This is a genomic window from Streptococcus caecimuris, from assembly GCF_943193075.1.
In the GTDB taxonomy this organism is placed as follows: domain Bacteria; phylum Bacillota; class Bacilli; order Lactobacillales; family Streptococcaceae; genus Streptococcus; species Streptococcus caecimuris.
This window is the reverse complement of sequence record NZ_CALPCT010000007.1, coordinates 62,442-87,934: the sequence shown is the minus strand read 5'-3', so window position 1 is coordinate 87,934 and position 25,493 is coordinate 62,442. Positions and strand designations below refer to the sequence as shown.

Here is a 25,493-nt window from a genome sequence, read left to right as displayed (position 1 = left end):
AGCCCACTCAACCACTGCGTCTTGCTCGACAATCCAAAAATAATTGAGAGGCTAGGACTTTTGTCCCAGCCTCTTTTACTCTTATCTCAACGATTCCGTGCATACTCGATCAAATCGTATGGAAGCGTATTGGCACTTTCTCTTAGGGAGTAGCTTTCTAATTCATTGACATTTTGTCGCATACGTCGCGCTTGCTTGGCAGTAATCAGGTGTTGCGCTTCATATTCAAAAATAATCTTACGCTCCAAATAATAGCCTCTCAACATTTCATCGATATTATTTGGTTTCACGCGATTAATAACCCGCTCCACAAAGGCCCCACTGGTAATAATAGCTGTCTCTCTCAGACGAGATTCTTGTAGGAAAGAAATCAAACTGCTCCGATAAACCCCCTTGAGGTCTTCCAAACTTTCGATGATGATTTCCGTATTGGCCAGATAAAGGGCCGCAATCTGGTCATAATCAATGGCCTCTAACTTGCTGTCTTCTCGGGTCCACCAGTTTCGCAAGCCAGACCCAAAAGTTAAGATCTCATGGACTAATAAACGCAAAAGGCGGAAAGACACCAAGAGGTAATAGGTTAAGCGAGACGAAAGATTGCGATTGACACGTTGCTCCATATTGCGAAGATAACGTTGGTAGACGCGGTAGCCCCGCTCTCGAATCTTCCCTTCTTCATAGGCTTGTTCCAAGCCGTCACTTTCAATACTCAAAATCAGGAGCTTCAACTGTTCCCAGTCCTTTTGAATGAGCTTGTTTTCTTGGCCTAGAATCAAGTTTTCTATACGCCCATGGTAGTTATCAATCGCCGCATACAAGGGACCCTTGTGCTTGCTATTCTTTAGGTCTGCTTCTAATTCCATGACGACATCATTTAAAATCGCGATCTGCATCAGGTAGTCATTGGTTTCTTCCTTGTCTTCTGATAATTTTGGAAGTACCACTAAGCCAGCAATAAAGCTGACAAGGGTAACTCCTGCCACTAAAAAGAGTAGGATAGGGTATTCTTTTTCGATCTTGGTTGGAATCAAAAGAATCGTCGCAATCGAAACCGTTCCCTTCACACCCGAAAAGGTCAGCAATAAGGCATCTTTTAGATAATTTCTCAACGATTTTTTTAGTCGAACCGTTCGGAACCAATAAAAGAGGTAAACCATGACAAAACGAATCAAAAAGAGCAAGGCTGTCAACACAAAGACCGAAAGAACTAAAAGAAGATTATTGTAAATGGGACTACTTAAGATGGGCTTGGCGATCATTTCCAATTCCATTCCTAAGATAACAAAGACCGACCCATTTAAGATAAAGTTAACCGTATTCCAGACAGTGTGACTCACAGTATCCACCCGCGCTTCAAGGAGGGTAATGTGCTTAAAGCGACTGGCTTTTAGGATCCCTGACACAACTACTGCAATGATCCCAGAGACATGAAGTTCTTCTGCTAAGAAGAAGGTCAACAAAGGGAGGCTCAGTTCTAATAACAATTCACTGGCAATATCACTAGCGCGAACACTCAAGAGCAAGGTTTGCAGCCACCGGTTCACAAAGGCCGTCAAGATCCCCACTGCAAATCCTCCAATAATGGAGATTCCTAAGGAAACCACTGCCTCTCCAAGAGAGAAACTTCCGGTCGCAAGGGCTGCCAAGGCCACTCGAAAGGCGACTAGACCAGAGGCATCATTTAGTAATCCTTCGCCTTTTAAGATATTCGAAACCCGCTTTGGAAAGCTAAAGCGCTCAGACAGGGAGGCAAAGGCTACTAAGTCTGTAGGCCCAAGGGCTGCCCCCACGGCCATACAGGCTGCTAATGGAAGGCTCAGCCACAAAGAGTGAGCTGCCCAGCCCAAACTAATGGTTGAGATAAAAATCACTGGAAAAATCAAATAGAGGATGACCCGCCAGTGCTTTAAAACAGAAGTAATATCTGCTTCTTCTGCTTCTCGAAATAAGAGAGGGCCAATGACCAAGGCCAGAAAGAGCTCGGTATCCAGATGAAAATTTTCTTCTGGCACAAAGAGAGCCCAGCCAATCCCTAGTAAAATTTGAATCAAGGGTAGAGGAAGACTCGGCACAAGTTTATTCGTGGCATTTGAGACGATCAAAATCATCGAAAAGATCACTGCATAAAGGAGTAGTTCCATATCACTCCCTCCCTAGCGTTCTTGGCAGCAGGTCTCAAATTGCTGTTTTAACTCCGCAATCTTTTGGTCTGTCTTGGTTACATCCTTGTGCTCAATCTTCTTTTGGCACCGTTCCATCTCAAGCGAAACCAATTTCTTTTTTATTTTGAGCATCTTTTTGGTCATATGGGCTTCATCATAAAAACCTATTGCACGCTCGTGGATGGTTGATTCGACAAAATGATGTCTCAATCCTTCGATTTTATTCTTTAAATATTCTTTATCCATGACGGTAGCTTTCTAATTTTTCGATCATGACCAAAAACGGTGGCTGATTCACTTGATTCAGTGTCCGGTAGATGGTCGCTGTATAGTCTTTTTGAGGAAGCTGACTAACAAAATCCAGCACCGCATCACGCTCGATGTCTCCTCCTTCATGACCATAATAGATCATAATAGCCATTCGCCCACCTTTTTCTAGGCGAGCACAGATTTTTTCCATCGCTTCAATCGTGGTAGCTGGAAGAGTAATGACCGATTTATCTGCAGACGGCAGATACCCCAGATTAAAAATAGCTGCTTTAAGGGTCTCCACATATTGGTCCACATGCTGGTGGCCATCCAAAATCAACCGGACATGTTGAAGTCCCAACTTTTCCAATCTTTCTTGAGTATTTACAAGTGCCTGCTCTTGAATATCAAAGGCATAGACCTGGCCTGCAAGTTGGGCTAAAAAGGCCGTATCATGTCCATTTCCCATGGTCGCATCCACCACCACATCTTCTTTGGTGATGACTTCTGCTAAAAATTGATGGGCCATTTCAAGTGGTCGAAGCATCAGCAGTCTCCTTTTCTTCTAGCTTACATCCTTGGGTACTTCCACGCCGACGCATTTCAGTTTCAATGGCGTTTAGGACTTCCCATTTGTTGAGGCTCCACATAGGGCCAATCAACATATCCCTTGGCGCGTCCCCTGTAATCCGGTGGATGACAATGTGTTTGGGGATGATCTCCAACTGATCACAGATGACCTTGACATACTCCTCCTGGCTCATGAGTTGAAGTCGCCCTTCATGATAGTCCCGTTGCATCCGTGTATTGGTCATCAAATGCAAGAGGTGTAACTTGATGCCATCAATTTCATTATCGGTCACACAACGGCGAACATTTTCCACCATCATCTCATGGGTCTCCCCAGGAAGGCCATTGATCAAATGGGAGACGATCTCTGCCTTAGGCACCTGTTTACGAATACGCTTGACTGTTTCAACATAGAGATCATAACTATGGGCCCGATTGATCAATTCAGACGTCGCTTCATAAGTCGTCTGAAGACCCAACTCAATCGTCATATGCATGCGCTCTGTCAGCTCTGCTAGGTAGGCCAAGGTCTCATCTGGTAAACAGTCCGGACGCGTACCAATGTTGATTCCTACCACTCCTGGTTCATTGATGGCCTGTTCATACCGCTCTCGAATGACTTCCACTTTATCGTGGGTATTGGTGAAATTTTGAAAATAGACCAGGTACTTCTTCACATCTGGCCATTTCCGATGCATAAAATCAATCTCTTTGTAAAACTGTTCTCGAATCGGAGCTTCTGGGGCCACAATGGCATCTCCTGAACCCGAGACCGTACAAAAAGTACAGCCACCATGAGCGACTGTTCCGTCTCGATTGGGACAATCAAAGCCTGCATCAATAGGGACTTTAAAAGTCTTTTCTCCAAATAAGGTTCGATAATAATCATTCAAGGTATTGTAGGATTTCATACCCTTCATTATAGCAAAAAAAGAGTCGAACTCAAAACGCGAGTTCAACTCCTAGTTGTTAGATGCTTATTTTTGCTTGCCTGTAAAGCGCCATTGAAATCGCAAGCGATCATACAAGGGATACTCAAACTGTAAGACAGCAAGACCCAAAATCATACTGCCAAGAACGTCTGATGGATAGTGGACCCCAACATAAACGCGGGAAACCACAATGGTCACAATTCCCAGAAGCAGCAAGCCTTGAAGGCAAAAGCGGGCTGTTTTATGTTTTACATGTTGGCCGATTATGATGATCAAACTTCCCAAAACAAGGCTAGATGCCAGTGAATGACCACTCGGGAAAGAAAAGCCTTTTTCCTCTACTAGATGAAGAATACTTGGTCTCGGTCTCTGGTAGATATTCTTTAGAAGAAGAACCAAAAGACCAGTCAATACCAGATTGCTCCCTAGAAAAAGAGCTTCGCTGTACCACTTCTTATAGGCAAAGACCGCCAGCAAAAGACCCACCCAGATGACAATGATCTTGGTATCCATGACATGGGTCACCTTGGTAAAGAAGGCCGTCAGTGCTGCAGGCAGATCGCCTCGAATAGCAGACTGAATCGTGCTATCAAAGCCTGTTAATTGTTGCGGGTAAAAGCGAATCACATACCCAAGAATGACAAAAATGAGAAGGGCGAAGCTTGCCTTCGCCCAATGTTGTTGTTTATTTTTCATATTTTTTTAAAATCGGTTGCAATAAGGTATAGATCAACCCAAATGCGATGGCCCAAATCACCCCTTCGATCAGGTTAAACGGTGCAACCATTGCGGCTAAATAGTGGACAAGCCCTAGTGTTTTCGAAATATCATAGTTCATAAAACGAGCATACAAAGGGATTGCATAGACATAGTTCACCAATACCATCGTGATACTCAAGCTGATCGTTCCAACAATCATTGCCAAGACAAATCGACCATGGGTCCGTTCCTTGTTCCAAATCCATGCAAAAGCAAGAACAAAAACAAGAACTCCAATGATATTGATTGGTAATCCGATCAAGGTTTCAAGCCCCTTATTATTAAGGGCTAACTTAAGGACAGATCGGATCAAGGTCACCCAAACGGCACTTTTAAAATCCAACAGGACCAAGGCCAACAAAATGGCGATGATACTCAAATCAATTTTGAAGAAATCTATCAAGAAAGAAAATTGATAGAACATCAAAATAAAAGATAAAGCGGATAAAACAGCCACTAGGGTCAGTTTACGTGTATTTGTCATAACAGGTTCCTCCAATTTTTTAAAAATTAGAGAAGCTGGAAAGACGTCTACTCCATCATTCTACTCTAAACTATTTAAACAAAGCTTAAACTAGAAACTATTCTAGTTACTTTAGCTGGTCTCCATCGAAACATGCCGTTAGTCAGTTTTAGACTCCAACGTACTATTCCCATGAACCAGCTCTAAACAGATCAGAATAGCTGTCAGTCTATTCGTCTCTCGTCTTCTCCCATCCAGACTATACTGTCGGTTGTGGAGTCACACCACATCAGCTTGCGCTCGCGGACTTCTTTTAGAGTATGGAAAAGAACATTTCCTAGTAAAAGTCACCGCCGGTCGGGAATTACACCCTGCCCTGAAGACCCTTTTATGATAACAAAAAAAACTTGCCTAGGCAAGTTTTTGTAACTTTATAGATTACATCGTTCGGTTTTTTAGTTTTCATCGGCTATTTGAGCTTGTCATGCTCATAACGATGGCTCAACTCCAGCCCCTTAAAACCTTGCTGGCGGAGAGCCTCATAGACAATCATGCAGACGGTATTGGAGACATTTAAACTACGGACATGCTCATCATTCATCGGAATGCGAATGGCCTTCTCCTCGTGCTGGCGCATAAATTCTTCCGGCAATCCTTTATCCTCGCGTCCAAACAAGAAATAATGGGACTTCCCATTCTGATAAGAAACGTCCGAATAGGTCTGATTTGCAAACTTGGACACTAGGTGTACCTGACCGTCGCGCGCCGCTTCCATAAACTCTTCCAGGCTATCATAAAAGCGGACATCCAGCTTGTCCCAATAATCGAGTCCTGCTCGCTTCATTTTGCGATCATCGATCGGAAAAGCCATGGGACGAATAATATGTAAGGGGGAATTGGTCGCCGCACAAGTCCGTGCAATATTTCCCGTATTTTGTGGAATCTGAGGTTGGAACAAGACGATGTGGTTTTGAGCTGCTGACTCTTGGTAGTCCAGTTCTTCAATATTCATACTTGATCTCTTTCTGATAAAAAAATAGCCACACTGCCCGGAGTCAAGCTCAGCAAACAGCGTGGTTACAGCTTCATTAACTTAACTCACAACAGGTTTGAGGTAAATCAACGAAGGTACTTTCTAAGTATAACACTTTTGAAGCTCCTGTCAATAGTTTTTTTAGATTTTTTTAAGAAACTTTATCAAAGTTTTCAATCCCTCCTCGTTCTACTCTTTTGACGATTCTTCCTACTTGTACTTAGCTTCTCAAAATTCCACCAGAAAATCCTTAAAAAAGATGAATTTTTCTTGAAAATAGAGTATGATAGAAGCATACTCTGGAGGTATTCTATGAAAATTATTGTTGTTGGTGGAGGAAAGGTCGGAACGGCCCTTTGTCGTTCTCTCGTTGCTGAAAACCACGATGTTATTTTGATCGAAAAAGACGAATCCGTTCTTAACCATATTACCAAACGGTTTGATATCATTGGAATTTTAGGAAATGGGGCAAATTTCAAGATCTTGGAGCAGGCGGATGTTGAAGACTGCGACATCTTCATTTCCATGACCGAGTACGATGAAGTGAATATGGTCTCTGCTGTTTTGGCTAAAAAAATGGGAGCCAAAGAGACTATCGTTCGGGTGCGGAATCCGGAATATTCCAATTCCTACTTCAAGGAAAAAAATATCTTGGGCTTCTCCCTAGTTGTCAATCCGGAATTGCTGACAGCTCGCTATATTGCCAATATCATTGACTTCCCAAATGCCCTTTCTGTGGAGCATTTTGCCAACGGCCGAGTTGCCTTGATGGAATTTAAAATCAAGCCAGATAGCAATCTCTGCAATATGAGTCTATCCCAATTCCGGAAGAAATACGGAAATGTCATTGTTTGTGCAATCGAGCGTGGCAACGAACTCACCATTCCAAACGGAGACTTTGTCTTGCAACCTCAAGACAAGATTTTCGTAACAGGTAATCGGATCGAGGTCGTTCTCTTCCACAACAATGTTCGCCCTCAGGTCATTAAGAGCATGATGATCATTGGTGCTGGGAAAATTGCCTATTACCTACTCAACATTCTTCAAGATGTGCGCCGCAAGATCGATCTCAAGGTCTTAGAGGTCAATCGCGAACGGGCGGAATTCTTTAGTCAGGAATTTCCTGATCTCTATGTCGTCCATGGAGACGGAACTGCTAAAGACATTCTTTTAGAAGAGAGTGCCAATAACTTCGATGCTGTGGCTACTTTGACAGGGGTCGATGAAGAAAACATCATCACCTCCATGTTCTTAAATTCTGTCGGAGTCAAAAAGAACATTACCAAGGTCAACCGAACTAGTCTGTTGGAGATCATTGGCGATCAAGATATGACCAGTATCGTTACGCCAAAACGCATCGCTGTAGATACCATTATGCACTTTATTCGTGGACGCTACAATGCACAGTTCTCAAACCTAGAAGCCTTGCACCATGTCGCAAACGGCCGGATTGAAACCTTGCAGTTCCAAATTAAGGAAGACAATAAACTAACCCAATATCCCCTCTCTGAATTGAAATTGAAAAAAGGCGTCTTGATCGCTGCCATTATTCGAGACGGCAAGGCTATTTTCCCAAATGGAGATGACCGTTTGATGGTAGGAGATCGGATTATCGTAACCACCTTGATTCAAAATGTCACAAAAATCTACGATCTACTTGAGAGGTAAGCCTGATGAATAGAAGCATGATTCGTTACCTCTTGTCCAAGCTCCTCTTAATCGAGGCAGCTCTCCTGATCGTTCCCTTAGTCGTCGCTACGATCTATCAGGAACCTGCCAAGGTCTTTGTCTCTATTGGGGCAACCATGGCCATCTTACTTGGGCTGGGGCTACTTGGTAGTTTTCACAAACCAAAGGACTTTCACATTTATGCTAAAGAAGGAGTCCTGATTGTAGCCCTCTGTTGGATCCTCTGGTCCTTCTTTGGCGCCCTTCCCTTTGTCTTTTCGGGACAAATTCCCAACATTATCGATGCCTTCTTTGAAGTCAGCTCTGGCTTTACAACAACAGGGGCAACGATTTTAGATGATGTAGGTGTCCTCAGCCATTCTCTCCTCTTTTGGCGCAGTTTCACCCACTTGATTGGGGGGATGGGAGTATTGGTCTTCGCCCTTGCGATTATGGACAATAACAAGAATAGCCACCTCGAAGTCATGAAGGCGGAAGTTCCTGGTCCAGTTTTTGGGAAGGTCGTTTCCAAATTAAAAAACACGGCTCAAATCCTCTACTTCTTGTACTTGGGCTTGTTTTTCCTCTTTGTAGTTATTTATTTCCTTGCTGGCATGCCCCTTTATGATAGTTTTGTCATCGCCATGGGGACGGCTGGGACCGGGGGCTTTACCGTTTTTAACGACGGAATTGCCCACTACAATAGTAGTTTAATCACCTATTTGGTCAGTATCGGGGTTTTAGTCTTCGGAGTTAACTTTAACCTCTACTACTTCCTCATGATCCGAAAATTCAAGGCCTTCTTTAAAGATGAGGAATTGCGGACCTATATCACCATCGTCCTCGTGTCCAGTGTCTTGATCGCGTACAATGTCCTTCATCTCTATGCCAATGTCGCTAAGAGTTTTGAGATTTCCTTCTTCCAAGTTTCCAATATCATCACCACTACCGGTTTTGGTTATGGAACGACGGAAAAATGGCCTCTCTTTTCTCAGTTCATCCTCTTGATGCTGATGGTTGTCGGTGGTTCTGCTGGATCGACCGCCGGGGGGCTAAAAGTCATTCGGTGCTTGACCTTATGGCGAATCGCAAAAAATCAGGTTCTTTCGACCTTGTCTCCGAATCGCGTTCTGACCTTGCATGTCAATGATACGGTATTGGATAAGGATACACAGCATCAGATCCTCAAGTACTTTACAATATACAGTTTTATCACGATCGGCCTACTCTTTGTAGTCAGTCTAGACAATAATAACTTCATGACGGTTGTCAGCGCTGTCTTTAGTTGTTTCAACAACATTGGACCTATGATTGGAACAGGTCAAACCTTCTCCATCTTTAGTCCGATTTCAAAACTGTTACTTTCCTTAGCCATGATTGCCGGACGGCTTGAAATCTATCCAATGATTCTACTCTTCCTCCCTAAAACATGGTCTAAACGCTGATAGACAACTCTTTTACAAAATCAACACCCTTAGAAAAATAATTTCTAAGGGTGTTTCTGTTTATTTGCGATCGTCCTATTTTGATTCTTCATTTCGCTTCAGACTAAAATGGTCTGGCAAGGGGTCTGGTCCTACTTTGGTTCCAGGATGGCAACGTAGAATCCTTGCAATCCCCATCAAGACACCTTTCACACCAAAACGTTCAATCGCTTGGATCATATAATTGGAACAGGTCGGTTGAAAGCGACAAGAAGGCGGAAATAGGGGAGAGATCCATTTTTGATAGCCTCTGACCAGCGCAATTAGGATTGTTTTCATGCTTTTTTAGATTTAGTCACTGCTAGATTGTGCAACTGGCTGATTTCTTTTTTGTTCAAGCGACGGTATTCACCCGGACGAAGTCCTGAGACGTCCAAATTCCCAAACTGGGTCCGGGAGAGTTTATCCACTAAAAGTCCCACCGCTTCAAACATCTTTTTAACCTGGTGGTTACGCCCTTCATGAATGGTCAACTGAACCACTGAACGGTTTTTTTCGACATCCACTTTTAAGATCTCGTAAGTTGCTGGCTTGGTTTTCTTTCCATCAATGGTCACTCCTCGCGTCAAGGGACGCAAGTTTTCCTTATTGGCAATCCCTTTGACACGCGCCACATAGACCTTATCAATTTCATTGCGCGGGTGAATCATCTCATCTGTAAAATCACCATCATTGGTCAAAATCAAGACACCAGATGTATCCCAGTCCAAACGTCCCACTGGGTAGATGCGCTCTGGTACTTGAGATAAAAGGTCAACGACTGTTGTCCGTCCTTTATCATCCGATACACTAGAGATGACACCACGTGGCTTATTTAAAAGATAGTAGACCTTTTCTTCGTTATAGATTGGAGTCCCTTCTACTTCAACCTGATCACCGGTTTTAATGATAGTCGCTAATTCACGCACAACTTGGCCATTGACCGTCACCAAGCCTTGCTTGATCAGTTCTTCGGCCTTGCGACGACTAGCCACTCCTGCATGGGCAATATATTTATTAATTCTCATCTAGTTCCTCTGTTCTCTCTGAAAATAATTGACCTTCTTCTGGATCGATATCCACTTCCTCAACCTTTGGCAATTCCTCCAAATGATTGATCCCCATATAATCCAAAAAATACTCCGTCGTGACATACAAATTAGGACGCCCGAGGACTTCTTTTTTTCCATCTTCGCGGATCAGATCAAATGACAGTAGTTTGGTAATGGCACCACTGGAATTAACGCCTCGAATATCATCGACCTCCACGCGGGTGATCGGTTGCTTATATGCAATGATTGACAAGGTTTCAAGGGCAGCCCGAGACAAGCTTTGGTTCATAGGCGTTCTAGAATAGTCTCGTAAAACCGAAGCGTAGTCTGCCTTTGTCACCAATTTATAACGGGAAGCTGTCTCCATCAAACACAGACTGGTATCTGTGTCCTCCTGGTATTTTTGGGCCAATTTTTCTAAACTTTGCACCACACCTGTTGGGGGTAAAGAGAGAAGATCTGCGATTTGTCTGGCAGTAATTCCTTCTTCACCCGCTACAAATAAGAGTGCTTCAATTTCAGCTAATTTGCTCATGTTCAATCCTATTTAAGTAAATTTCTCCAAAAGCCCTATCCTGTACCACTGTGACCTCTTGAATCTTGATTAATTCAAGGGTTGCAAGAAATAGGGTAATAACCTCTTGGAGATCCGCTGCTTCTAGAAACAAGTCCTGCAAGAGAACTTGTGAGCGATCGTGGAATCGGTGACGCAGCTGGTCCATCAGATCCTCAATCTTGTATTCATCCTTGACAATGGTTGTATGGTTCTGACGGAATTCTTCTTTTTTCTTGGCCAATAGTTTTGAGAAAGCCAAGAAGAGATCCACCGTGGTGCGATCATGAAGTAATTCGGTATCGTCATAGACCAATTCCATCTTCGGTTTCGAATAATAGAGGGCGCGCTCCTCGTGCTGCGAGGCCATCAACTCTCCTAATTGCTTGTAAGTACGGTACTCTTCCAATTGAGAAAGGAGGTCCTGCTCTAGATCCTCTGCTTCATCCATCTCCTCTGCGACCTTAGGAAGAAGTCTTCGACTCTTGATCAGGGTTAGTTGACTAGCCATCAGCATGTATTCCCCTGCCACCTCTAGTTTCATTGCCTGGAGAGTCGCCAGATAAGCCAGATACTGTTCAATCACCTCAATCAAGGGGACCTCATAGATATCCATCTGGTATTTAGAGACCAAGTGGAGCAAGAGATCCAAAGGCCCTTCAAAATCTTTAAATTTAATATCCATTATTTATATTTTTCTAATGTCACCATGGTTTTTAGCCCCAATTCACGCGCAATACTAAAGAGATCCACACCGAGTTCCCGTTGTTTCAAAATATACTGCTCACGAATCGATTGTGCCGAAAGGTCTTGGTTGCCTTTTTCGATCAAGAAGGCTTCTAATTGTCGGAATCCCCACTGACGAGAGTATGATTTTCCTTTATTATCAAAGAGATAGACACCATCCAGGAAGAGTTGCAACTCATCCAGTAAAGGCTCTGGAACTTTTAAAACCCGTTTTTGGCCATCTTTGCCCACTCGAATGACATGAAAGTCCAACTGAATATCTTCGACCTTGACTTGGAGGATCTCACTTGGCAATAAGCCCATCTCCAGAATCAATAAGGCCATCAAGCGTCCCTGTGGATTGGTTGATTCTTCCCAAAAATGGGTCAGATCCAACAATTCACGATCATGGGTTTTGGCCGGTTGAATTTTAGGCAAGACCAAACGATGGTATTCAGAAATAAAGCGTTCTTGATACAAATAATATAAAAATTGGTTAACAGCGGATAATTTTCGTTTTTGAACCGCCGGTTTAAAATCTTTAATCGAAGCTTGGTAAATTCTCAAATTTGTCGGCGTCACTTTTCCATGAATTGATTCAACAAATTGGTCCAAATCATAGAAATAGGCTGACTGAGAATTTTCACTTAGTTCTTTTTGATCAATAAAACTTGCAATAAATTCTTTCATTTTAGAATCATCTCGTATTCATTTGAAAAATTATGCATCAGCGAATTGATGGCTTTGAGGATCGATTTCCGCGTAATAATCCCTTGGAAATAACCTTCTTCATCCACCACTGATAAGAAGGAGTCATCCACCAACTTGTGAAGGACTTCTGTCAAATTGAAGTCTAAGCCGATGACCCCGACCTCCTTCTTTGCAACGTCTACGATATCCATCGAAGCAAAAGTCTCCTCAGGAATCTCGTGTTTCAATTGATAAGATAGAATATCCGTTAGGGAGATCGTCCCCACAAACTTGCGTTCATCCGTCACTACCGGGATGCGACTATAGCTAATCTGGCTCAACAGCAAAACCGCATGGTCTACATTGTGGGTATCAATCAAGACCGCTAAATTTTTGGCAGGAGTTAAGAACGTCTCTTCCTGCGCCAGCAAGAAACGTTCAAATTCCTTTGCTATCATCTGCTAAACTCCTTTGTCAATTCAGGGTACAATTCATGATCTCGCGTATAATACTCTACCTTGAAGTTCGAATCGGTAATCTCTATCTTGGCATACAAACACTCGCGAATCAGACCACGAGGTTGGCTAACGGATCCAGGATTCACAAAGAGGGTTCTTCCTTCCTTCCAAGCATCTGGGATATGAAGGTGGCCGTATAGACAAATATCTGCTTCCTCCTCTTGGGCCCACAGATCCAATTTTTGAAAACTAAAATTGATCTGGAAGAGATCCCCATGGGTCTGGATGATCCGTGTTGGCCCTAGTTGGGTCACCAAGCGTTCCGGATAGCCATCATAAAAATCCATATTTCCTTGGACAACGTGGATCCCTTCCCAGACAGGATCGTCACTTTTTAGTTCAGAATCCCCATTGTGAAAGATCCCATCGACCTGACCTAGGTATTTTTCTTTAATAGCTTCAACAATGGAGCGGTCTCCATGCGAGTCACTCATAACGATGATTGTTTGCTTTGCCATGATGGAAATACCTCCAATAACTTTTTAACAGCTAAAGCACGATGTGATTGTGTATTTTTTTCTTCAAGCGTTAATTCAGCAGCAGCACGGCCCGTTTCCCCAACTAAGAAGAGAGGGTCATAGCCAAAGCCGTGTTCCCCTTTGGGCTCAAAATTAATATACCCTGGCCAATCAGCTTCCACCACTAAGCTTTCCTTGCCTGGTCTTGCAACCACCAAGGTCGTATGGAACTGGGCTGAGCGATCTTTCAAGTCAAAGACCATGGCCAATTCGTGCAACAATTTCGCATTGTTTTCCGCATCTGTCGCACCAACTCCCGCAAAGCGAGCTGACCAAACTCCTGGTAAGCCTCCCAAGATATCTACCTTCAAACCTGAATCATCCGCTAAGACTGTTTTCCCAGTTAGCTCTGCAATCGTTTCAGCTTTTAAGCGGGCATTCTCTTCAAAGGTCATCCCTGTTTCTTCGACTTCTGGAAGCTCTGGGTATTGATTGAGATTTTCCACTTCAAAGCCCAGCTTTTCAAACATATTACGGAATTCTTTGGTTTTTCCCTCATTTCGAGTCGCAATAAGAATCGTATCTTTGACCTTGTCTTGACCCAAGAAGGCTTCCACATCAACCCCATCACTTGGCAAATACAAATAGAGCAATTTCCCTTTTTCAACCAAGAGCAAGGCTCCTTGACGCTGTATGATCTCAAAAGATCTTCCCTTGACTTCATTCAAGATTTCGGTCAAAAAGGTCAGAAAACGAAAGGCTGAACCATAGCGCATCACCGATAGATTGAGAGGGAATCCCTCAGGATCCTTGGCAAAGAGAAGTTCCAGCTGATCTAACAGAGTGGAAGCTTCCGCAGGCACTTGACTAAATTGGTTGTAGTCAGCATCTTCTCCCCATTGGGCAATATACCAATCCTGGGGATCTTTGTATTCAAATAGTTTGTCACTCATAAATTTACATGCTCCACATTCACTGAACGTTCTAGCCATTTTTCGGCAATCGCTGCAAAGCTATTGGCATTTGCAGTGGTAAAAAAGCGGTGGGTCTGCTCTAAGAGTTCCCGACTCTTATTGAGCTCAAAATAGTTTAATAAAACGGAAATATCCCGAACACACTCTGCCCCACTATCAATCAATTTGACATCCGGTCCCATCACATTTTGAATGATCGGTTTTAAAAGGGGATAATGGGTGCATCCCAAGACTAAGGTATCAACCTTTCCAACTAGTGGTTTTAGGGTTTCGTAAACCACCTTTTTGGTCACACTGGATGCCAACTCGTTTGATTCCACTAAAGGAACAAACTTGGGACAAGCTAAACTGCTGACTTCCATGTCTGGTGCCAGACTTTGAATCTTCTCTTTATAAATTCCAGAAGAAACCGTCATCGGTGTCCCAATGACCCCAATTTTTTGATGGGTCGTCGATTTAATGGCTGCAGAAGCTCCGGGCAAGATCACTCCCAAAACGGGAATATCAAGTTTCTCCTTGACTTCTTCCCAAACAACTGCCGTCGCTGTATTACAGGCTAAGACAATCATCTTGACATTTTTGGTCAGAAGGAAGTTCACCATCTGCCAAGTATACTCGCGAATTTGGTCTGCTGGTCTAGGACCATAAGGTGCACGCGCTGAATCTCCAATATAGACGACATCTTCGTGAGGAAGCTGACGGAGCAATTCGCGGACAACAGTCAGGCCCCCTACTCCAGAATCTAAAAAACCAATCGGTCGGTTATCCATATCTCTTCCTTCCAAAAGGAGGGACTAAGAAATTCCTCCAAGCCCCTCTCATTTATTATCGTGAGATTGCCCCACTCTTATTTTTTCTTGTTTTTCGCCATCGCTGATTTTTGTTGGTTCACAATTTGGCGATAGACTTGTTGAACTTTTGCTTCGCTTGGACGTTGGCCGCTGGCACCTAAAAGCGTACGGACTGCTTCAACATTCAAACGTGGGTTTGATGCAAATTCTTTTTCAAATTGACGACGAAGCAAGAACATTCCTGCAACCATCCCACCAAAGAAAGCTAAAATAATCAACAAAATTCCTAAAAAGAGATTCATACAATTTTCTCCGTTCTATTATTTTTACATAACTATCATTATATCAGACAATCGCTTATTTTTCAATGTCAAAGCCGTAGAGTGTCGCAAGATAATCTTCTGGTTTTTCTGCTCGACGAATCAAACGGGCCTGCCCATCTTCTTGAAGCAAAACTTCTGCAGAACGCAACTTAGCATTGTACTGATACCCCATTGAAAATCCATGGGCTCCAGTGTCATGGATCACGAGCAAATCTCCAATCTCCGTCACTGGTAGTTCTCGTTGTTTCGCAAATTTATCGTTATTTTCACAAAGGCTTCCCACGACATCGACCACTTCAGTGGGTCCATCTGGACGATCCATATTGGTAATATGGTGATAAGCACCGTACATAGCCGGTCTAAGAAGATTCACAGCTGAAGCATCGACACCCACATAGGTCCGATAGGTTTTCTTTTTATGCGTCACTCTGGTTACCAAGAGGCCGTGTGAAGCCAGCATAAAGCGACCAAGCTCCGTATAGATTTTCACATGACCAAGGCCTGCCGGTTTGAGAATCGCATCAAAGACGCGGTGCACGCCTTCCCCAATAATGGCAATATCATTTGGTTCTTGCTCAGGTTTGTAATTGATCCCAACTCCACCAGAGAGGTTGATGAAGCCCAAGTGGACACCTGTTTTCTCGACGACTTCCACTGCCAATTCAAAAAGTTGACGCGCCAGCTCTGGATAGTAGTCGTTGGATACAGTATTAGAAGCTAATAAAGCATGAATGCCAAACTCTTCCACACCTAGTTCTTTCAACTCGATAAAGGCTTGGATCAATTGCTCCTTGGTCATGCCAAACTTGGCTTCTTCAGGATTGTCCATAATATCGGTTCCCAGTTCAAAAACTCCACCAGGATTATAGCGGCAAGAAATAACCTTAGGGATGCTGGTCACAGACTTCAAGAAAGCAATGTCTTCATAGGCGTCCAGATTGATCGTTGCCCCTAATTCTCTAGCATAGACAAATTCATCAGCTGGCGTGTTGTTAGAAGAAAACATGATCTCTTCTCCACTAAAGCCCAGTTTATCCGCCATCAACAATTCGACATAGCTGGCCGTGTCAACTCCACAGCCCTCTTCTTGCAAAATTTTTAGGATCGATGGATTAGGAGTCGCCTTAATGGCAAAGTATTCCTTAAATCCTTCATTCCAAGCAAAAGCTTGATGGAGGGAACGAGCCGTTTCACGAATTCCTGCTTCATCATAGAGATGGAAAGGGGTAGGAAATTCTTGGGTCAGACTTTCTAATTGTTCACGGGTTACAAAAGGTGTTTTCATAAGCGCTCATTTCTATTCTTTAGTCACTATTAGTATAGCACAAGTCGGAAGACAAAAAAAGCCGAGGCAACTGCCCCAGCTCAAGCTCTCTTTGATTAGTCGTTTCTTCCGAAGATACGAAGAAGGCTGATAAAGAGGTTGATAAAGTCAAGATAAAGTTCCAAAGCCATTGCTACTGCCCAACCTGTAGCAGGTTGACCATTTGTTTGATCATAGACATAGCGAATCTTTTGGTTATCCCAAGCTGTCAATCCTGCAAAGAGGAAGACAGAGATGATACTCAAGATATAGTCCATTCCAGAACTTCTCAAGAACATGTTCACAACAGAAGCGATGATCACACCGATCAAGACTCCCATCAAGGCACGTCCCATTCCAGACAGGTCCTTTTTCACGACGCGTCCGATAGCTCCCATGACAATAAACATCAAGGCACTGACCAAGAAAGCCTTATAGACAGTTGCTTGCATGTAGCGAGCAATGATAAAGCTCAAGGTAAAGCCATTCAAAGCTGAGTAGATCAAGAAGATCGGAAGAGCAGACGGGCTATTTTTAACAGCCTTCCCACTTGCAACAAAGACCAAGATCAATTCTACAACCACTGCTGCATAGTAAACCATTGGTGCTGTTGTCAAGATTTGAACGAAGAAATCTTGAAAGACCGTCATCATAAGACCAGAGACAAGGGCTGAAATCCCAACACCGATCCCAACTAATGAGTAGATTTTGTTATAAAAAGCATTCAATCCACTTTGTTCTTGGATTACTGAATCATTATACATATAAACAAGTTCCTTTCAAATTTGTTTACTATGATTTTAACATTTTTCGATGAAAAAATCTCCTTTTGGCCATCTTTTTACGCCAAGGTTCTGAAGCTTCCTTAACAGCCCAGTATTTATCCACCATGGTCACCACAAAAGATTCTTTGTAGCGAGGCGGGGCAAGGGTAGCACCCCACATATGTTTAATAATGATGTCTTCTTCCTTGGCATTGAGATCTGTGATCTTTCGTGCATTTCTCACGGCAATGCGGGGATGGATCCAGGCGTGACTCTTGGTAAACTTGGTCTCGCGCCAATCATAGTAAAAGAGGTCATGCAAGAGGCCACCCCGAGCCGTACTTTTGGCATCCCAACCAAATTTTTTAGCCAGTTTATAACTGGTATAGCTAACATGAATGGAATGCTCCAAACGATTGGAATGAATATGGTGGGGAATGTCGGCTAATTTTTGAACCTTAGGATGCTGGATCAGATGGCCTACATAGGTCATGTATTCTTTGTCACGATGATATTGCATAAGATAATCACCTTTCGTTGATAAGCTCTCCCAATAAGATCTCCATCAACTTCTTCTTACAGGTTAAGTATACTTCTTTTTCTCAAAATTTCCTTAAAGAAAACATCAAAATTCCTGCTGCCACTGCAACATTCAAACTCTCGGCCCGACCTGGCATAGGAATATGAACCAGCTGGTCTGCTTGTGTCGCCATTTCCTGGCTGATGCCATTTCCTTCATTGCCCATAACCAGGATAAACCGATCGGTCTGAGGAAGCTGACGGTAGTCAATGGAAGCTTCTGAAAGCGTCGTTGCAAGTACTGGTAGATGAGATTCTTTAGCTTGTTCCAAAAGTTCTTCTCGATCCAGTTTCCAGATAGGGATATGGAAATGACTGCCTTGCATGGATCGAAGTGTCTTGAGACTGTATAGATCTGCGGAGGCTTTCGATAGCATGACACCATCAAAGCCTGCTGCATCTGCTGTTCGAATCATAGTCCCAACATTGCCAGGATCCTGTACATCCTCCAAATAGAGGAATCGCCCTTGTAGCTGATCCGGAAGCTCTGGCTGCTCTAGAAGAATCTCTGCGACAATCCCTTGCGGAGTCTTCGAATCTGCCAAGAGACTTAAGATCTCCGGGGTCACGACGGTGACTTTTTGGATGTTCTCTACCCGGTCTAAATAGGCTTCTAAAACAAAGACCTGTTGAATCTTCGCTTGATTTTCTACTGCCTCTTCAAACAGATGCCAGCCTTCAATGAGATAAGAATCTGTCCGGTATTTTTTTTGATGTAATTTTTTAGCATTTTTGATTACATTATTGGATTTAGACGTTATAATATTCATAGAACTATTATAGCACAAAGAAAAAGAAGAAATCATGCCTCAGATAGATTTCTTCGAGTCAAGGAGGTCGTACATGCAAAAGGTAAAAATGATTGCCCAAGGACGGGTTCAAGGGGTTGGCTTTCGCTGGGGAGTGTACAGTCTTGCTTTAGAGATCGGTGGGATTACTGGCCGTGTCTGGAATAACGACGACGGAACGGTTGGCATTCTGGCCCAGGCAGAGTCTAGTAGCCAAATGGCTAAATTCATTCAAGAAATTCGCAAAGGTCCTACACCTTTTGCACATGTGACTTATTTAGATGTTACGCTCGCAAACTTTGAAAACTATACAGACTTTAAAATTGCAAATTAAGACTAGAGAACTATTGTGTATTTTCAAAAAAAACAGTAGAATAGAAAGGTAACATTAAAAAAAAGAAGGAACTATTTGTGAAAAAAAATAAACTTGCATTACTTGCATCGATGGGACTAGCTTCGCTTGTCTTCTTGTCAGGATGCGTGAGTGTCGATCGGAAAACTGGAAATCCGACTGGACTGATCTGGAATCTTCTTGGCCGTCCAATGGGCGAAGCCATCAAATTCTTTGCCAACAACCTTGGCTTGGGCTTTGGGATCGGGATTATTATCGTCACCTTGATCGTGCGGTTAATCATCTTGCCACTTGGTTTGTACCAATCATGGAAGGCAACCTACCAATCTGAAAAGATGAACTACTTGAAACCTATCCTTGGGCCAATCCAAGAGCGCATGAAGAACGCTAGCACACAAGAAGAAAAGCTATTGGCGCAACAGGAATTAATGGCTGCTCAACGTGAAAATGGAGTTAGCATGTTTGGTGGAGTTGGGTGTTTGCCACTCTTGATCCAAATGCCATTCTTCTCTGCTCTCTTCTTTGCAGCTCAGCACACCAAAGGGGTAGCAGATAGTAGCTTCCTTGGCATTGCTCTTGGTAAACCAAGCTTGCTCTTGACGGCTATCGTAGCAGTTCTTTACTATATCCAAAGTATGCTTTCTCTTCATGGAATTGAAGATGAAACCCAAAAGGAAAGCATGCGTAAAGCATCACTGATGAGTCCGATTATGATCGGTGTCTTCTCATTGATCTCTTCAGCCGGAGTGACTCTTTACTGGGTAGTCGGTGGGGTGATCCAAATTATCCAACAATTTGTCATCAACTACTTGATTCGTCCAAATCTTCGCAAACGGGTCGCTGAGGAATACAAAAACAATCCTCCAAAAGCGACTAGTCACCGTGTGAAAAAAGACGTCACACCAACTGCGACCACACAAATTCAACACAAACCAAAAAACAACCGCAATGCAGGAAAACAACGCAATAGAAAGTAGTACAAACTACTAAATTCTAGCAAAAATAGAGCAGCACTTGAACCCAAGGGTTCAAGTGCTTTTTTGATACCGTTCAGTCAGTCAACGAAAAATTTTCACTCTCACAAGGAGATTAAGAGCACAAAAAAATAGGCCCTCTTGGAGGGCTTGCGTTTTATAGTTACGCTGTTTTTTCTACGTTCAAAATTTTCATTTGGTAGCTTCCAGCTGGTGTCTCAACAGTGACAACGTCACCTGTCTTCTTACCAATCAAAGCGTGACCGATTGGGCTTTCGTTAGAGATCTTTCCTGCAAAGGCATCTGCCCCTGCTGAACCAACGATGCTGTATACTTCTTCATCTGTTTCGCCAACTTCTTGAACTGTAACGGTTTTTCCGATCGCAACTTCGTCTACTGCAACAGCATCACTATCGACGATTTCCGCATAACGGATTTTTGTTTCCAAGCTAGAGATTTGACCTTCCACAAAAGCTTGTTCATCTTTTGCTGCTTCGTACTCAGAGTTTTCTGAGAGGTCACCATACGAACGAGCGATCTTAATCCGTTCCACCACTTCAGGTCGACGGACCAATTTCAATTCTTCTAATTCTTGTTCCAATTTTTCTTTTTCTGCTAGGGTCATTGGGTATGTTTTTTCTGCCATTATTCTTCTCTTTCTATTATTTGAATGAAAAAGCTGTGGACGCGCCACATGCTTTTTCTAGTTTGAACTTGCTTGTGTCAATTTACTATTGACATGTTCTTCAACATTTTTATTGTGTTCTTCGTATGTCTTAGCGAAGAAAACTTCACCATTTTCGACATTTGCGACAAAATACAAGTAATCGGTCTTACTTGGGTTCACCGCCGCTTCGATCGCTGATACTCCAGGGTTATCCACTGGGCCAGGCATCAAGCCGGTATTCTTATAAATATTATAAGGTGAATCCAGCTCTGTATTGATCGTTGCATCTTCTTTTAAGGTCGTCTTTTGACCAAGTTTCCCTTCTGCATAAAGAATTGCAATATTACTTTGCAAAGGCATGTCTTGGTTCAAACGGTTATAGAAGACACTCGCGATATCTTTGCGGTCCTGATCCGTCGCCCCTTCTTTTTCAACCAAGGAAGCAAGAGTCAATACTTCGTTTACATTGATGTTCTTGCTCTCAAGTGTTTCATAGTATGGGCTTAAGTTTTGATCCATTGCCGCAAGCATCTGATCGATCATCTCTTTCACTGTGGTATCTTTCCCATAGTTATAAGTAGCTGGGAAGAGATAACCTTCTAAACGGTAGCGAACACCAGAATCCTTACTTGGCAGATTCGCCAAGAGCTTAGGATATTTGGCCACCATCTTCTCAATAAAGGCATCGTCTTGGACAGCCTTCAAGAAATCTTCTTTCTTGAATGGAGTCTTGCCTGCCTTCTTAGTGGAGACATCGGCGGTGATAGCCGTCGCAATCTGATCAATCGTATAGCCTTCTGGAATCGTGACCTTTCCAAGAACTGGAGCCTGAGGAGTTTTGGTTCCCTCTTCTTGCAGTTTTTGGATGATGGTTTCTAGATCCATGCTCTTTTGAAGGTTGAAGTAACCGGATTTGAAATTGCTATAGTTCTTGAACTTGGTATAGTAGTTAAAGAACTGGCCATTTTTCACGAGTCCTTTTTTCTCAAGGATCGCGCCAATCTCACGATTACTTGAACCTGCTGGAATCTCAACCGTTACGAATTCTGTTGCATTTTTATCCATCGGCTTGACAGCTGAATGGATATAGGTCACAGCAAAGATCCCTGTAGCCACGATCACAATCAGCAAAAGGCTGACCACTGTCCGCACAATTCGTTTAGCGATTTTATTTTGTTTCTTTTGTTTTTGTTGGCGCTGGTTACGAGAAGAGCGCGATAAGCTTTCCTCTACCGGTTCCTGACTTGGTTCTTTTGGAGCAGGCTTTGGAAGCTCACTCTTTTCTTCCACAGCAGGAGTCGCCTTTTCTGGCTCCACTGGTTCTTCTTTGGGAGCCAACGCAGATTCTTCTACTTTTGGAGGTGGTGTTGCTTCTTCCTCCTCTTTCAGTGAAGAAGGGGTTTCAATGCTTCGATCAGGTAGATCATACTCTTTTTCGATCTTTAGAAGTTGCTCATTGGCCTCTTCTAAGTCTCTGAGGATCTGCTCTTTGAAGCTTAATAACTTCTCACTGTCTTGTGATTTATCAGTCAAATAATTGACCTCCCTCATCATAATCCTTAATATTATATCTTAAAAGATTTAGAAAAGCAATACAAATCGATCTTCTTCTTCAAAATACCTATTTAATCAAGGTTTTCGTTTTCCCAGACCAGATTGTACCAAACTTCACCCGCATATTGGGATTCTGAAAGACCTTCATTGGTAAATCCTTGCTTTTCGTAATAAGGAATCAAATAATCATGACAGGTCAAATTGATCCCTTGGCGATTATCTTTCACCGCAATCTCTTTCATTGCCTCAAGCAAGAGGGTTCCAACCCTTAGCCCTTGGGCTTCTTTAGCAATGGATAGACTCGTAATGGAAATAAAGCCCTGTTCTAGATGGCTTAGATCTTCAACCTCTGAAAAAGAGGAATCGATCAAATAGCGCTCCGGTCTAACAGGTCCTTCTAAATAGCCTAAGATCTGACCTTGGCACTCTGCTACAAGAAATGTCGTTTGAATCTTTTCGATGTGATCTTTTAAAATCTCACGCGCAATCGCTTCTTCTTCTGAGAAATTTTCAAGCTCAATGCGCTCGATGGCATCCAAATCCTGCAGCTCTGCCTGTCTAATGTGAATCTTTTCTTTCATCATTTACTCCTTCTATCGTTCCCAAACCATATGGACACCTCGATCAGACTCAGCTTCATCTCGAAATCCTTGCTGGGAAAAATAAGATAGTAAGTCTTCTGGGCAATCGATCCAAATGGCTTCCTTTTCCTTTTGAACAGCTAGATCCTTTAAAGCAGCGATCAAAATAGAACCATAGCCTTGACCTTGAAAGGCTGGTCTCACTGCTAGTCGCAATACAATTAGGTCTCTTTTTAAAGGCTGGTCTTCTGTCGCCAACAAGTAAGCCACAGCATCCCCCGCCTGCTCTGCAAGCAAAGAAATGGCTTCCTTCGAACCTAGCGCTTCCTCAAGAGTGGCCTTGTGCTTCTTTTCTTCATTGTCATGAAGTTCTTCTTCTAGCAACAGCAACTGTTCTTGATCAGCTGGGGTGATTGATCGAATCATCATCCTGCTTTCCTCATCTCATACTCCTTCAGTGGACAGATAAATTTGAGTCTGGAACCAATCGATTCCAGACTCAATCATCTCTTATTGTACACTATGTGTCAAACTAGATAATAAACGCTCAAATGAGTATTCATAGGTTTGAATATCTCCTGCTCCCATAAAGACATAGACCGCATTTTCATGGTCAAGAAGAGGAGAAACATTCTCAGCTGTAATAATCGCTGAACGTTTGACAATTTTTGCTTCCAAATCTTCAACTTTCACATCGCCGTGATCGACTTCCCGTGCAGAACCATAGATCTGTGCCAAGTAAACAGCATCTGCTTGATTCAAGGCTTCAGCAAATTCATCCAACAAGGCAATGGTCCGTGTAAAGGTATGTGGTTGGAAAATAGCCACAATCTCTTTACTTGGGTATTTTTGACGGGCTGCATCCAAGGTTGCAATAATTTCCGTTGGATGGTGCGCAAAGTCATCGATGATCACTGTTCCATTGACTACTTTTTCAGTAAAGCGACGTTTCACTCCAGCAAAGGTCTTCAAATGCTCGCGGACTAAATCTAAATCAAATCCTGCAATGTAAAGCAAACCAATGACTGCTGTGGCATTCATGATGTTGTGGCGGCCAAAAGTTGGGATATGGAATTGTCCCAAATCTTCTCCACGGAAATGAACGTTGAAGGTTGAACCAGTCGTTGAACGAAGCAAGTTGCTTGCCACAAAATCGTTCGTCTCCTTATCAAAACCATAGTAATAAATTGGTGCTGATGAGGTAATCCGACGCAATTCTTTGTCTTCTCCGTAGATGAAGAGGCCTTTGCTGATTTGTTTGGCATAATCGTTAAAGGCATTAAAGACATCTTCTAAGCTCGTGAAATAATCTGGATGGTCGAAGTCAATATTGGTGATGATACTGTATTCAGGATGGTAAGGCATAAAGTGGCGTTCATACTCATCTGATTCAAATACAAAGTATTTGGCTGCTTCAGAGCCACGACCTGTCCCGTCACCAATCAAATAACTGGTATCAGTGATATTTGATAAGACATGCGAAAGCATCCCTGTTGTTGAGGTTTTCCCGTGTGCTCCGGCAACCCCCATGCTGACAAAGTCACACATAAATTCACCAAGGAATTCATGGTAGCGTTTATAGGTTAGGCCATGCTCATCTGCATAAGCGATTTCCACATTGTTATCTGGACGGAAAGCATTCCCGGCAATGAGGATCTTGTCGCCTTCCAAATTTTTAACATCAAATGGATAAATTTGAATTCCTGCTTGTTCCAAGCCACGTTGCGTAAAGTAATACTTCTCAACATCTGACCCTTGAACAGTATGTCCCATTTGGTGAAGCATGAGGGCTAAAGCACTCATCCCTGCTCCTTTAATTCCAATAAAATGGTATGTGTTAGACATGTTTTCTCCTTATTCTTGATCTAGATGGGTTAAATCCAATTCTTGTTTGATTGGCTGTGGTTTCAACTTGTGTTGATCTTTATTGTATATTTGGCTAGTCTTTAAGAAATCATAATTGTTTTTCTTTTCAGTCGGTTCTGCCACTTCTGGTTCTCCTGCAGATTCGAACTCTGCAAGGATCAACTGATCTTGTCGCAATCGTTTGCTATATTTCAATAATTCACCCGGATTTTCCTTTTGGAAGGGAGCTGTTGGCTGGCCAGGTTTCCGTTCTGAAACAAACGGTTTTTTCCGCTTACTTGTAGTAGCTGCTGGATCCGTTGTCAGATAGGGGGCTGTGCGTTTCTTTTTCAGATCTTCACGCGCACGCTCTCTCGCTTCCTCTGCATAACGATTGGCAGGGCTTTTTTTATCAATCGGCTCTTTAAAATCAGGTTTTCTTACTGGCCGTCTTTTCGGTAGGGGCTCTTCTAGTGGTTGATGGTAAGGATGCTTGGGTTTGGTATTTTCAGCAATCGGTTGCCATTCCAAATAATTTTTATCCACATAGTCGCCTGTAATGTTACTAATCAAATCTGTTTCATCATACAGGTTCATGTGGGGCATCTCTGTTAACATCAACTCATTATCCCCTACTTGAGGAAAATATTTTTCTGTCATGCTTTCTTCCTTTCGACACTCCATTAATTATAAACTATTCAC

31 protein-coding genes and 1 riboswitch are annotated in these 25,493 nt (G+C 42.9%); of the genes, 4 read left to right on the top strand and 27 right to left on the bottom strand.

Translation table 11 applies throughout. The features are described 5' to 3' along the window. Nucleotides 1-86: 86 nt before the first annotated feature. From NFR56_RS04315 to NFR56_RS04285, 7 genes are all read right to left on the bottom strand, one after another. Complete coding sequence (locus tag NFR56_RS04315) at nt 87-2,141, bottom strand: cation:proton antiporter (protein WP_129824002.1); 2,055 nt, start codon at nt 2,139-2,141, stop codon at nt 87-89. A 12-nt stretch (nt 2,142-2,153) separates the two neighbouring features. Continuing rightward, complete coding sequence (locus NFR56_RS04310; protein ID WP_023918874.1) at nt 2,154-2,408, bottom strand: hypothetical protein; 255 nt, start codon at nt 2,406-2,408, stop codon at nt 2,154-2,156. Then, nucleotides 2,401-2,958 (bottom strand): tRNA 5-(aminomethyl)-2-thiouridylate-methyltransferase MnmM, encoded by a 558-nt coding sequence (gene mnmM / locus NFR56_RS04305; protein WP_003013293.1) that lies wholly within the window; start codon nt 2,956-2,958, stop codon nt 2,401-2,403. Before mnmM ends, NFR56_RS04310 begins: the two co-directional genes overlap by 8 nt. Further along, nucleotides 2,942-3,901, bottom strand: coding sequence for a tRNA modification radical SAM protein MnmL/YtqA (gene mnmL, locus NFR56_RS04300; protein ID WP_134974241.1), 960 nt, complete (start codon nt 3,899-3,901; stop codon nt 2,942-2,944). Before mnmL ends, mnmM begins: the two co-directional genes overlap by 17 nt. A 57-nt stretch (nt 3,902-3,958) precedes the next feature. Further along, nucleotides 3,959-4,609 carry a phosphatase PAP2 family protein gene (locus NFR56_RS04295; protein ID WP_129824001.1) on the bottom strand — a complete coding sequence of 217 codons (651 nt, stop codon included), beginning with the start codon at nt 4,607-4,609 and terminating at the stop codon, nt 3,959-3,961. Further along, nucleotides 4,599-5,171, bottom strand: a complete 573-nt coding sequence (locus tag NFR56_RS04290) for an ECF transporter S component (RefSeq protein ID WP_338120632.1) — start codon at nt 5,169-5,171, stop codon at nt 4,599-4,601. Before NFR56_RS04290 ends, NFR56_RS04295 begins: the two co-directional genes overlap by 11 nt. Before the next feature lie 202 nt (nt 5,172-5,373). Continuing rightward, a riboswitch (FMN riboswitch) is annotated at nt 5,374-5,523 on the bottom strand. Nucleotides 5,524-5,604: 81 nt separating this feature from the next. Continuing rightward, a complete protein-coding gene (locus NFR56_RS04285; RefSeq protein ID WP_129823999.1) occupies nt 5,605-6,147 on the bottom strand; it encodes a tRNA (cytidine(34)-2'-O)-methyltransferase in 543 nt (180 codons plus the stop codon). 333 nt (nt 6,148-6,480) lie between these two features. On the opposite strand from NFR56_RS04285, the gene trkA reads away from it, so the two are divergent. Both trkA and NFR56_RS04275 read left to right on the top strand, forming a co-directional pair. Next, nucleotides 6,481-7,836 (top strand): Trk system potassium transporter TrkA, encoded by a 1,356-nt coding sequence (trkA, locus tag NFR56_RS04280; RefSeq protein WP_003008340.1) that lies wholly within the window; start codon nt 6,481-6,483, stop codon nt 7,834-7,836. Between the two features lie 5 nt (nt 7,837-7,841). Then, the gene (locus NFR56_RS04275) at nt 7,842-9,281 is read left to right on the top strand and encodes a TrkH family potassium uptake protein (protein WP_134974239.1); all 1,440 of its coding nucleotides are present in this window, start codon (nt 7,842-7,844) and stop codon (nt 9,279-9,281) included. Nucleotides 9,282-9,356: 75 nt separating this feature from the next. Here NFR56_RS04275 and yidD read toward each other — a convergent pair whose 3' ends face one another. From yidD to NFR56_RS04205, 14 genes are all read right to left on the bottom strand, one after another. Then, a complete protein-coding gene (yidD, locus tag NFR56_RS04270; protein WP_023918885.1) occupies nt 9,357-9,599 on the bottom strand; it encodes a membrane protein insertion efficiency factor YidD in 243 nt (80 codons plus the stop codon). Continuing rightward, the gene (locus tag NFR56_RS04265) at nt 9,596-10,327 is read right to left on the bottom strand and encodes a pseudouridine synthase (protein WP_003005375.1); all 732 of its coding nucleotides are present in this window, start codon (nt 10,325-10,327) and stop codon (nt 9,596-9,598) included. Before NFR56_RS04265 ends, yidD begins: the two co-directional genes overlap by 4 nt. Beyond that, nucleotides 10,317-10,886, bottom strand: a complete 570-nt coding sequence (scpB, locus tag NFR56_RS04260; RefSeq protein ID WP_003017403.1) for an SMC-Scp complex subunit ScpB — start codon at nt 10,884-10,886, stop codon at nt 10,317-10,319. Before scpB ends, NFR56_RS04265 begins: the two co-directional genes overlap by 11 nt. Then, nucleotides 10,870-11,589: a segregation/condensation protein A gene (locus NFR56_RS04255; RefSeq protein ID WP_134974238.1), complete on the bottom strand. Its 720-nt coding sequence runs from the start codon at nt 11,587-11,589 to the stop codon at nt 10,870-10,872. Before NFR56_RS04255 ends, scpB begins: the two co-directional genes overlap by 17 nt. Next, nucleotides 11,589-12,320 (bottom strand): site-specific tyrosine recombinase XerD, encoded by a 732-nt coding sequence (gene xerD / locus NFR56_RS04250; RefSeq protein ID WP_003017353.1) that lies wholly within the window; start codon nt 12,318-12,320, stop codon nt 11,589-11,591. The genes NFR56_RS04255 and xerD overlap by 1 nt, the downstream gene beginning before the upstream one ends. Continuing rightward, on the bottom strand, nt 12,317-12,778 hold the full coding sequence (gene cbpB, locus NFR56_RS04245; protein WP_134974237.1) for a cyclic-di-AMP-binding protein CbpB: 462 nt from the start codon (nt 12,776-12,778) through the stop codon (nt 12,317-12,319). Before cbpB ends, xerD begins: the two co-directional genes overlap by 4 nt. Continuing rightward, nucleotides 12,775-13,296, bottom strand: a complete 522-nt coding sequence (locus NFR56_RS04240; RefSeq protein ID WP_251457891.1) for a metallophosphoesterase — start codon at nt 13,294-13,296, stop codon at nt 12,775-12,777. Before NFR56_RS04240 ends, cbpB begins: the two co-directional genes overlap by 4 nt. After that, nucleotides 13,269-14,249: a nucleoside-triphosphate diphosphatase gene (locus NFR56_RS04235; protein ID WP_134974236.1), complete on the bottom strand. Its 981-nt coding sequence runs from the start codon at nt 14,247-14,249 to the stop codon at nt 13,269-13,271. Before NFR56_RS04235 ends, NFR56_RS04240 begins: the two co-directional genes overlap by 28 nt. Next, the gene (racE, locus tag NFR56_RS04230) at nt 14,246-15,040 is read right to left on the bottom strand and encodes a glutamate racemase (RefSeq protein ID WP_134974235.1); all 795 of its coding nucleotides are present in this window, start codon (nt 15,038-15,040) and stop codon (nt 14,246-14,248) included. Before racE ends, NFR56_RS04235 begins: the two co-directional genes overlap by 4 nt. Before the next feature lie 77 nt (nt 15,041-15,117). Then, nucleotides 15,118-15,363, bottom strand: a complete 246-nt coding sequence (locus tag NFR56_RS04225; RefSeq protein ID WP_003005109.1) for a YneF family protein — start codon at nt 15,361-15,363, stop codon at nt 15,118-15,120. 55 nt (nt 15,364-15,418) lie between these two features. After that, nucleotides 15,419-16,669, bottom strand: a complete 1,251-nt coding sequence (locus NFR56_RS04220) for a diaminopimelate decarboxylase (protein WP_134974234.1) — start codon at nt 16,667-16,669, stop codon at nt 15,419-15,421. Between the two features lie 95 nt (nt 16,670-16,764). Beyond that, complete coding sequence (locus tag NFR56_RS04215; protein WP_003008369.1) at nt 16,765-17,451, bottom strand: Bax inhibitor-1/YccA family protein; 687 nt, start codon at nt 17,449-17,451, stop codon at nt 16,765-16,767. Nucleotides 17,452-17,479: 28 nt separating this feature from the next. After that, nucleotides 17,480-17,971: an HDIG domain-containing metalloprotein gene (locus tag NFR56_RS04210; RefSeq protein WP_003005617.1), complete on the bottom strand. Its 492-nt coding sequence runs from the start codon at nt 17,969-17,971 to the stop codon at nt 17,480-17,482. 82 nt (nt 17,972-18,053) lie between these two features. Then, entirely contained in the window at nt 18,054-18,800 is a 747-nt protein-coding gene (locus NFR56_RS04205) for a TrmH family RNA methyltransferase (RefSeq protein ID WP_251457888.1), read from the bottom strand. 73 nt (nt 18,801-18,873) lie between these two features. On the opposite strand from NFR56_RS04205, the gene NFR56_RS04200 reads away from it, so the two are divergent. Both NFR56_RS04200 and yidC read left to right on the top strand, forming a co-directional pair. Then, nucleotides 18,874-19,152: an acylphosphatase gene (locus NFR56_RS04200; RefSeq protein WP_023918900.1), complete on the top strand. Its 279-nt coding sequence runs from the start codon at nt 18,874-18,876 to the stop codon at nt 19,150-19,152. A gap of 77 nt (nt 19,153-19,229) precedes the next feature. Further along, entirely contained in the window at nt 19,230-20,147 is a 918-nt protein-coding gene (yidC, locus tag NFR56_RS04195; protein ID WP_003008377.1) for a membrane protein insertase YidC, read from the top strand. Nucleotides 20,148-20,307: 160 nt separating this feature from the next. Here the strand turns inward: yidC and greA are convergent, their stop codons facing one another. The 6 genes from greA to zapJ form a co-directional block, all read right to left on the bottom strand. Beyond that, on the bottom strand, nt 20,308-20,790 hold the full coding sequence (gene greA, locus NFR56_RS04190; RefSeq protein WP_251457885.1) for a transcription elongation factor GreA: 483 nt from the start codon (nt 20,788-20,790) through the stop codon (nt 20,308-20,310). A 57-nt stretch (nt 20,791-20,847) separates the two neighbouring features. Further along, the gene (gene mltG, locus NFR56_RS04185) at nt 20,848-22,377 is read right to left on the bottom strand and encodes an endolytic transglycosylase MltG (protein ID WP_445585659.1); all 1,530 of its coding nucleotides are present in this window, start codon (nt 22,375-22,377) and stop codon (nt 20,848-20,850) included. A gap of 59 nt (nt 22,378-22,436) precedes the next feature. After that, nucleotides 22,437-22,946 carry a GNAT family N-acetyltransferase gene (locus tag NFR56_RS04180; RefSeq protein WP_173019408.1) on the bottom strand — a complete coding sequence of 170 codons (510 nt, stop codon included), beginning with the start codon at nt 22,944-22,946 and terminating at the stop codon, nt 22,437-22,439. A 12-nt stretch (nt 22,947-22,958) separates the two neighbouring features. After that, a complete protein-coding gene (locus tag NFR56_RS04175) occupies nt 22,959-23,375 on the bottom strand; it encodes a GNAT family N-acetyltransferase (RefSeq protein ID WP_118227890.1) in 417 nt (138 codons plus the stop codon). Nucleotides 23,376-23,456: 81 nt separating this feature from the next. Then, the gene (gene murC / locus NFR56_RS04170; RefSeq protein WP_118227889.1) at nt 23,457-24,791 is read right to left on the bottom strand and encodes a UDP-N-acetylmuramate--L-alanine ligase; all 1,335 of its coding nucleotides are present in this window, start codon (nt 24,789-24,791) and stop codon (nt 23,457-23,459) included. 9 nt (nt 24,792-24,800) lie between these two features. Then, a complete protein-coding gene (gene zapJ, locus NFR56_RS04165; RefSeq protein WP_118227888.1) occupies nt 24,801-25,451 on the bottom strand; it encodes a divisome accessory protein ZapJ in 651 nt (216 codons plus the stop codon). Between the last annotated feature and the right edge of the window lie 42 nt (nt 25,452-25,493).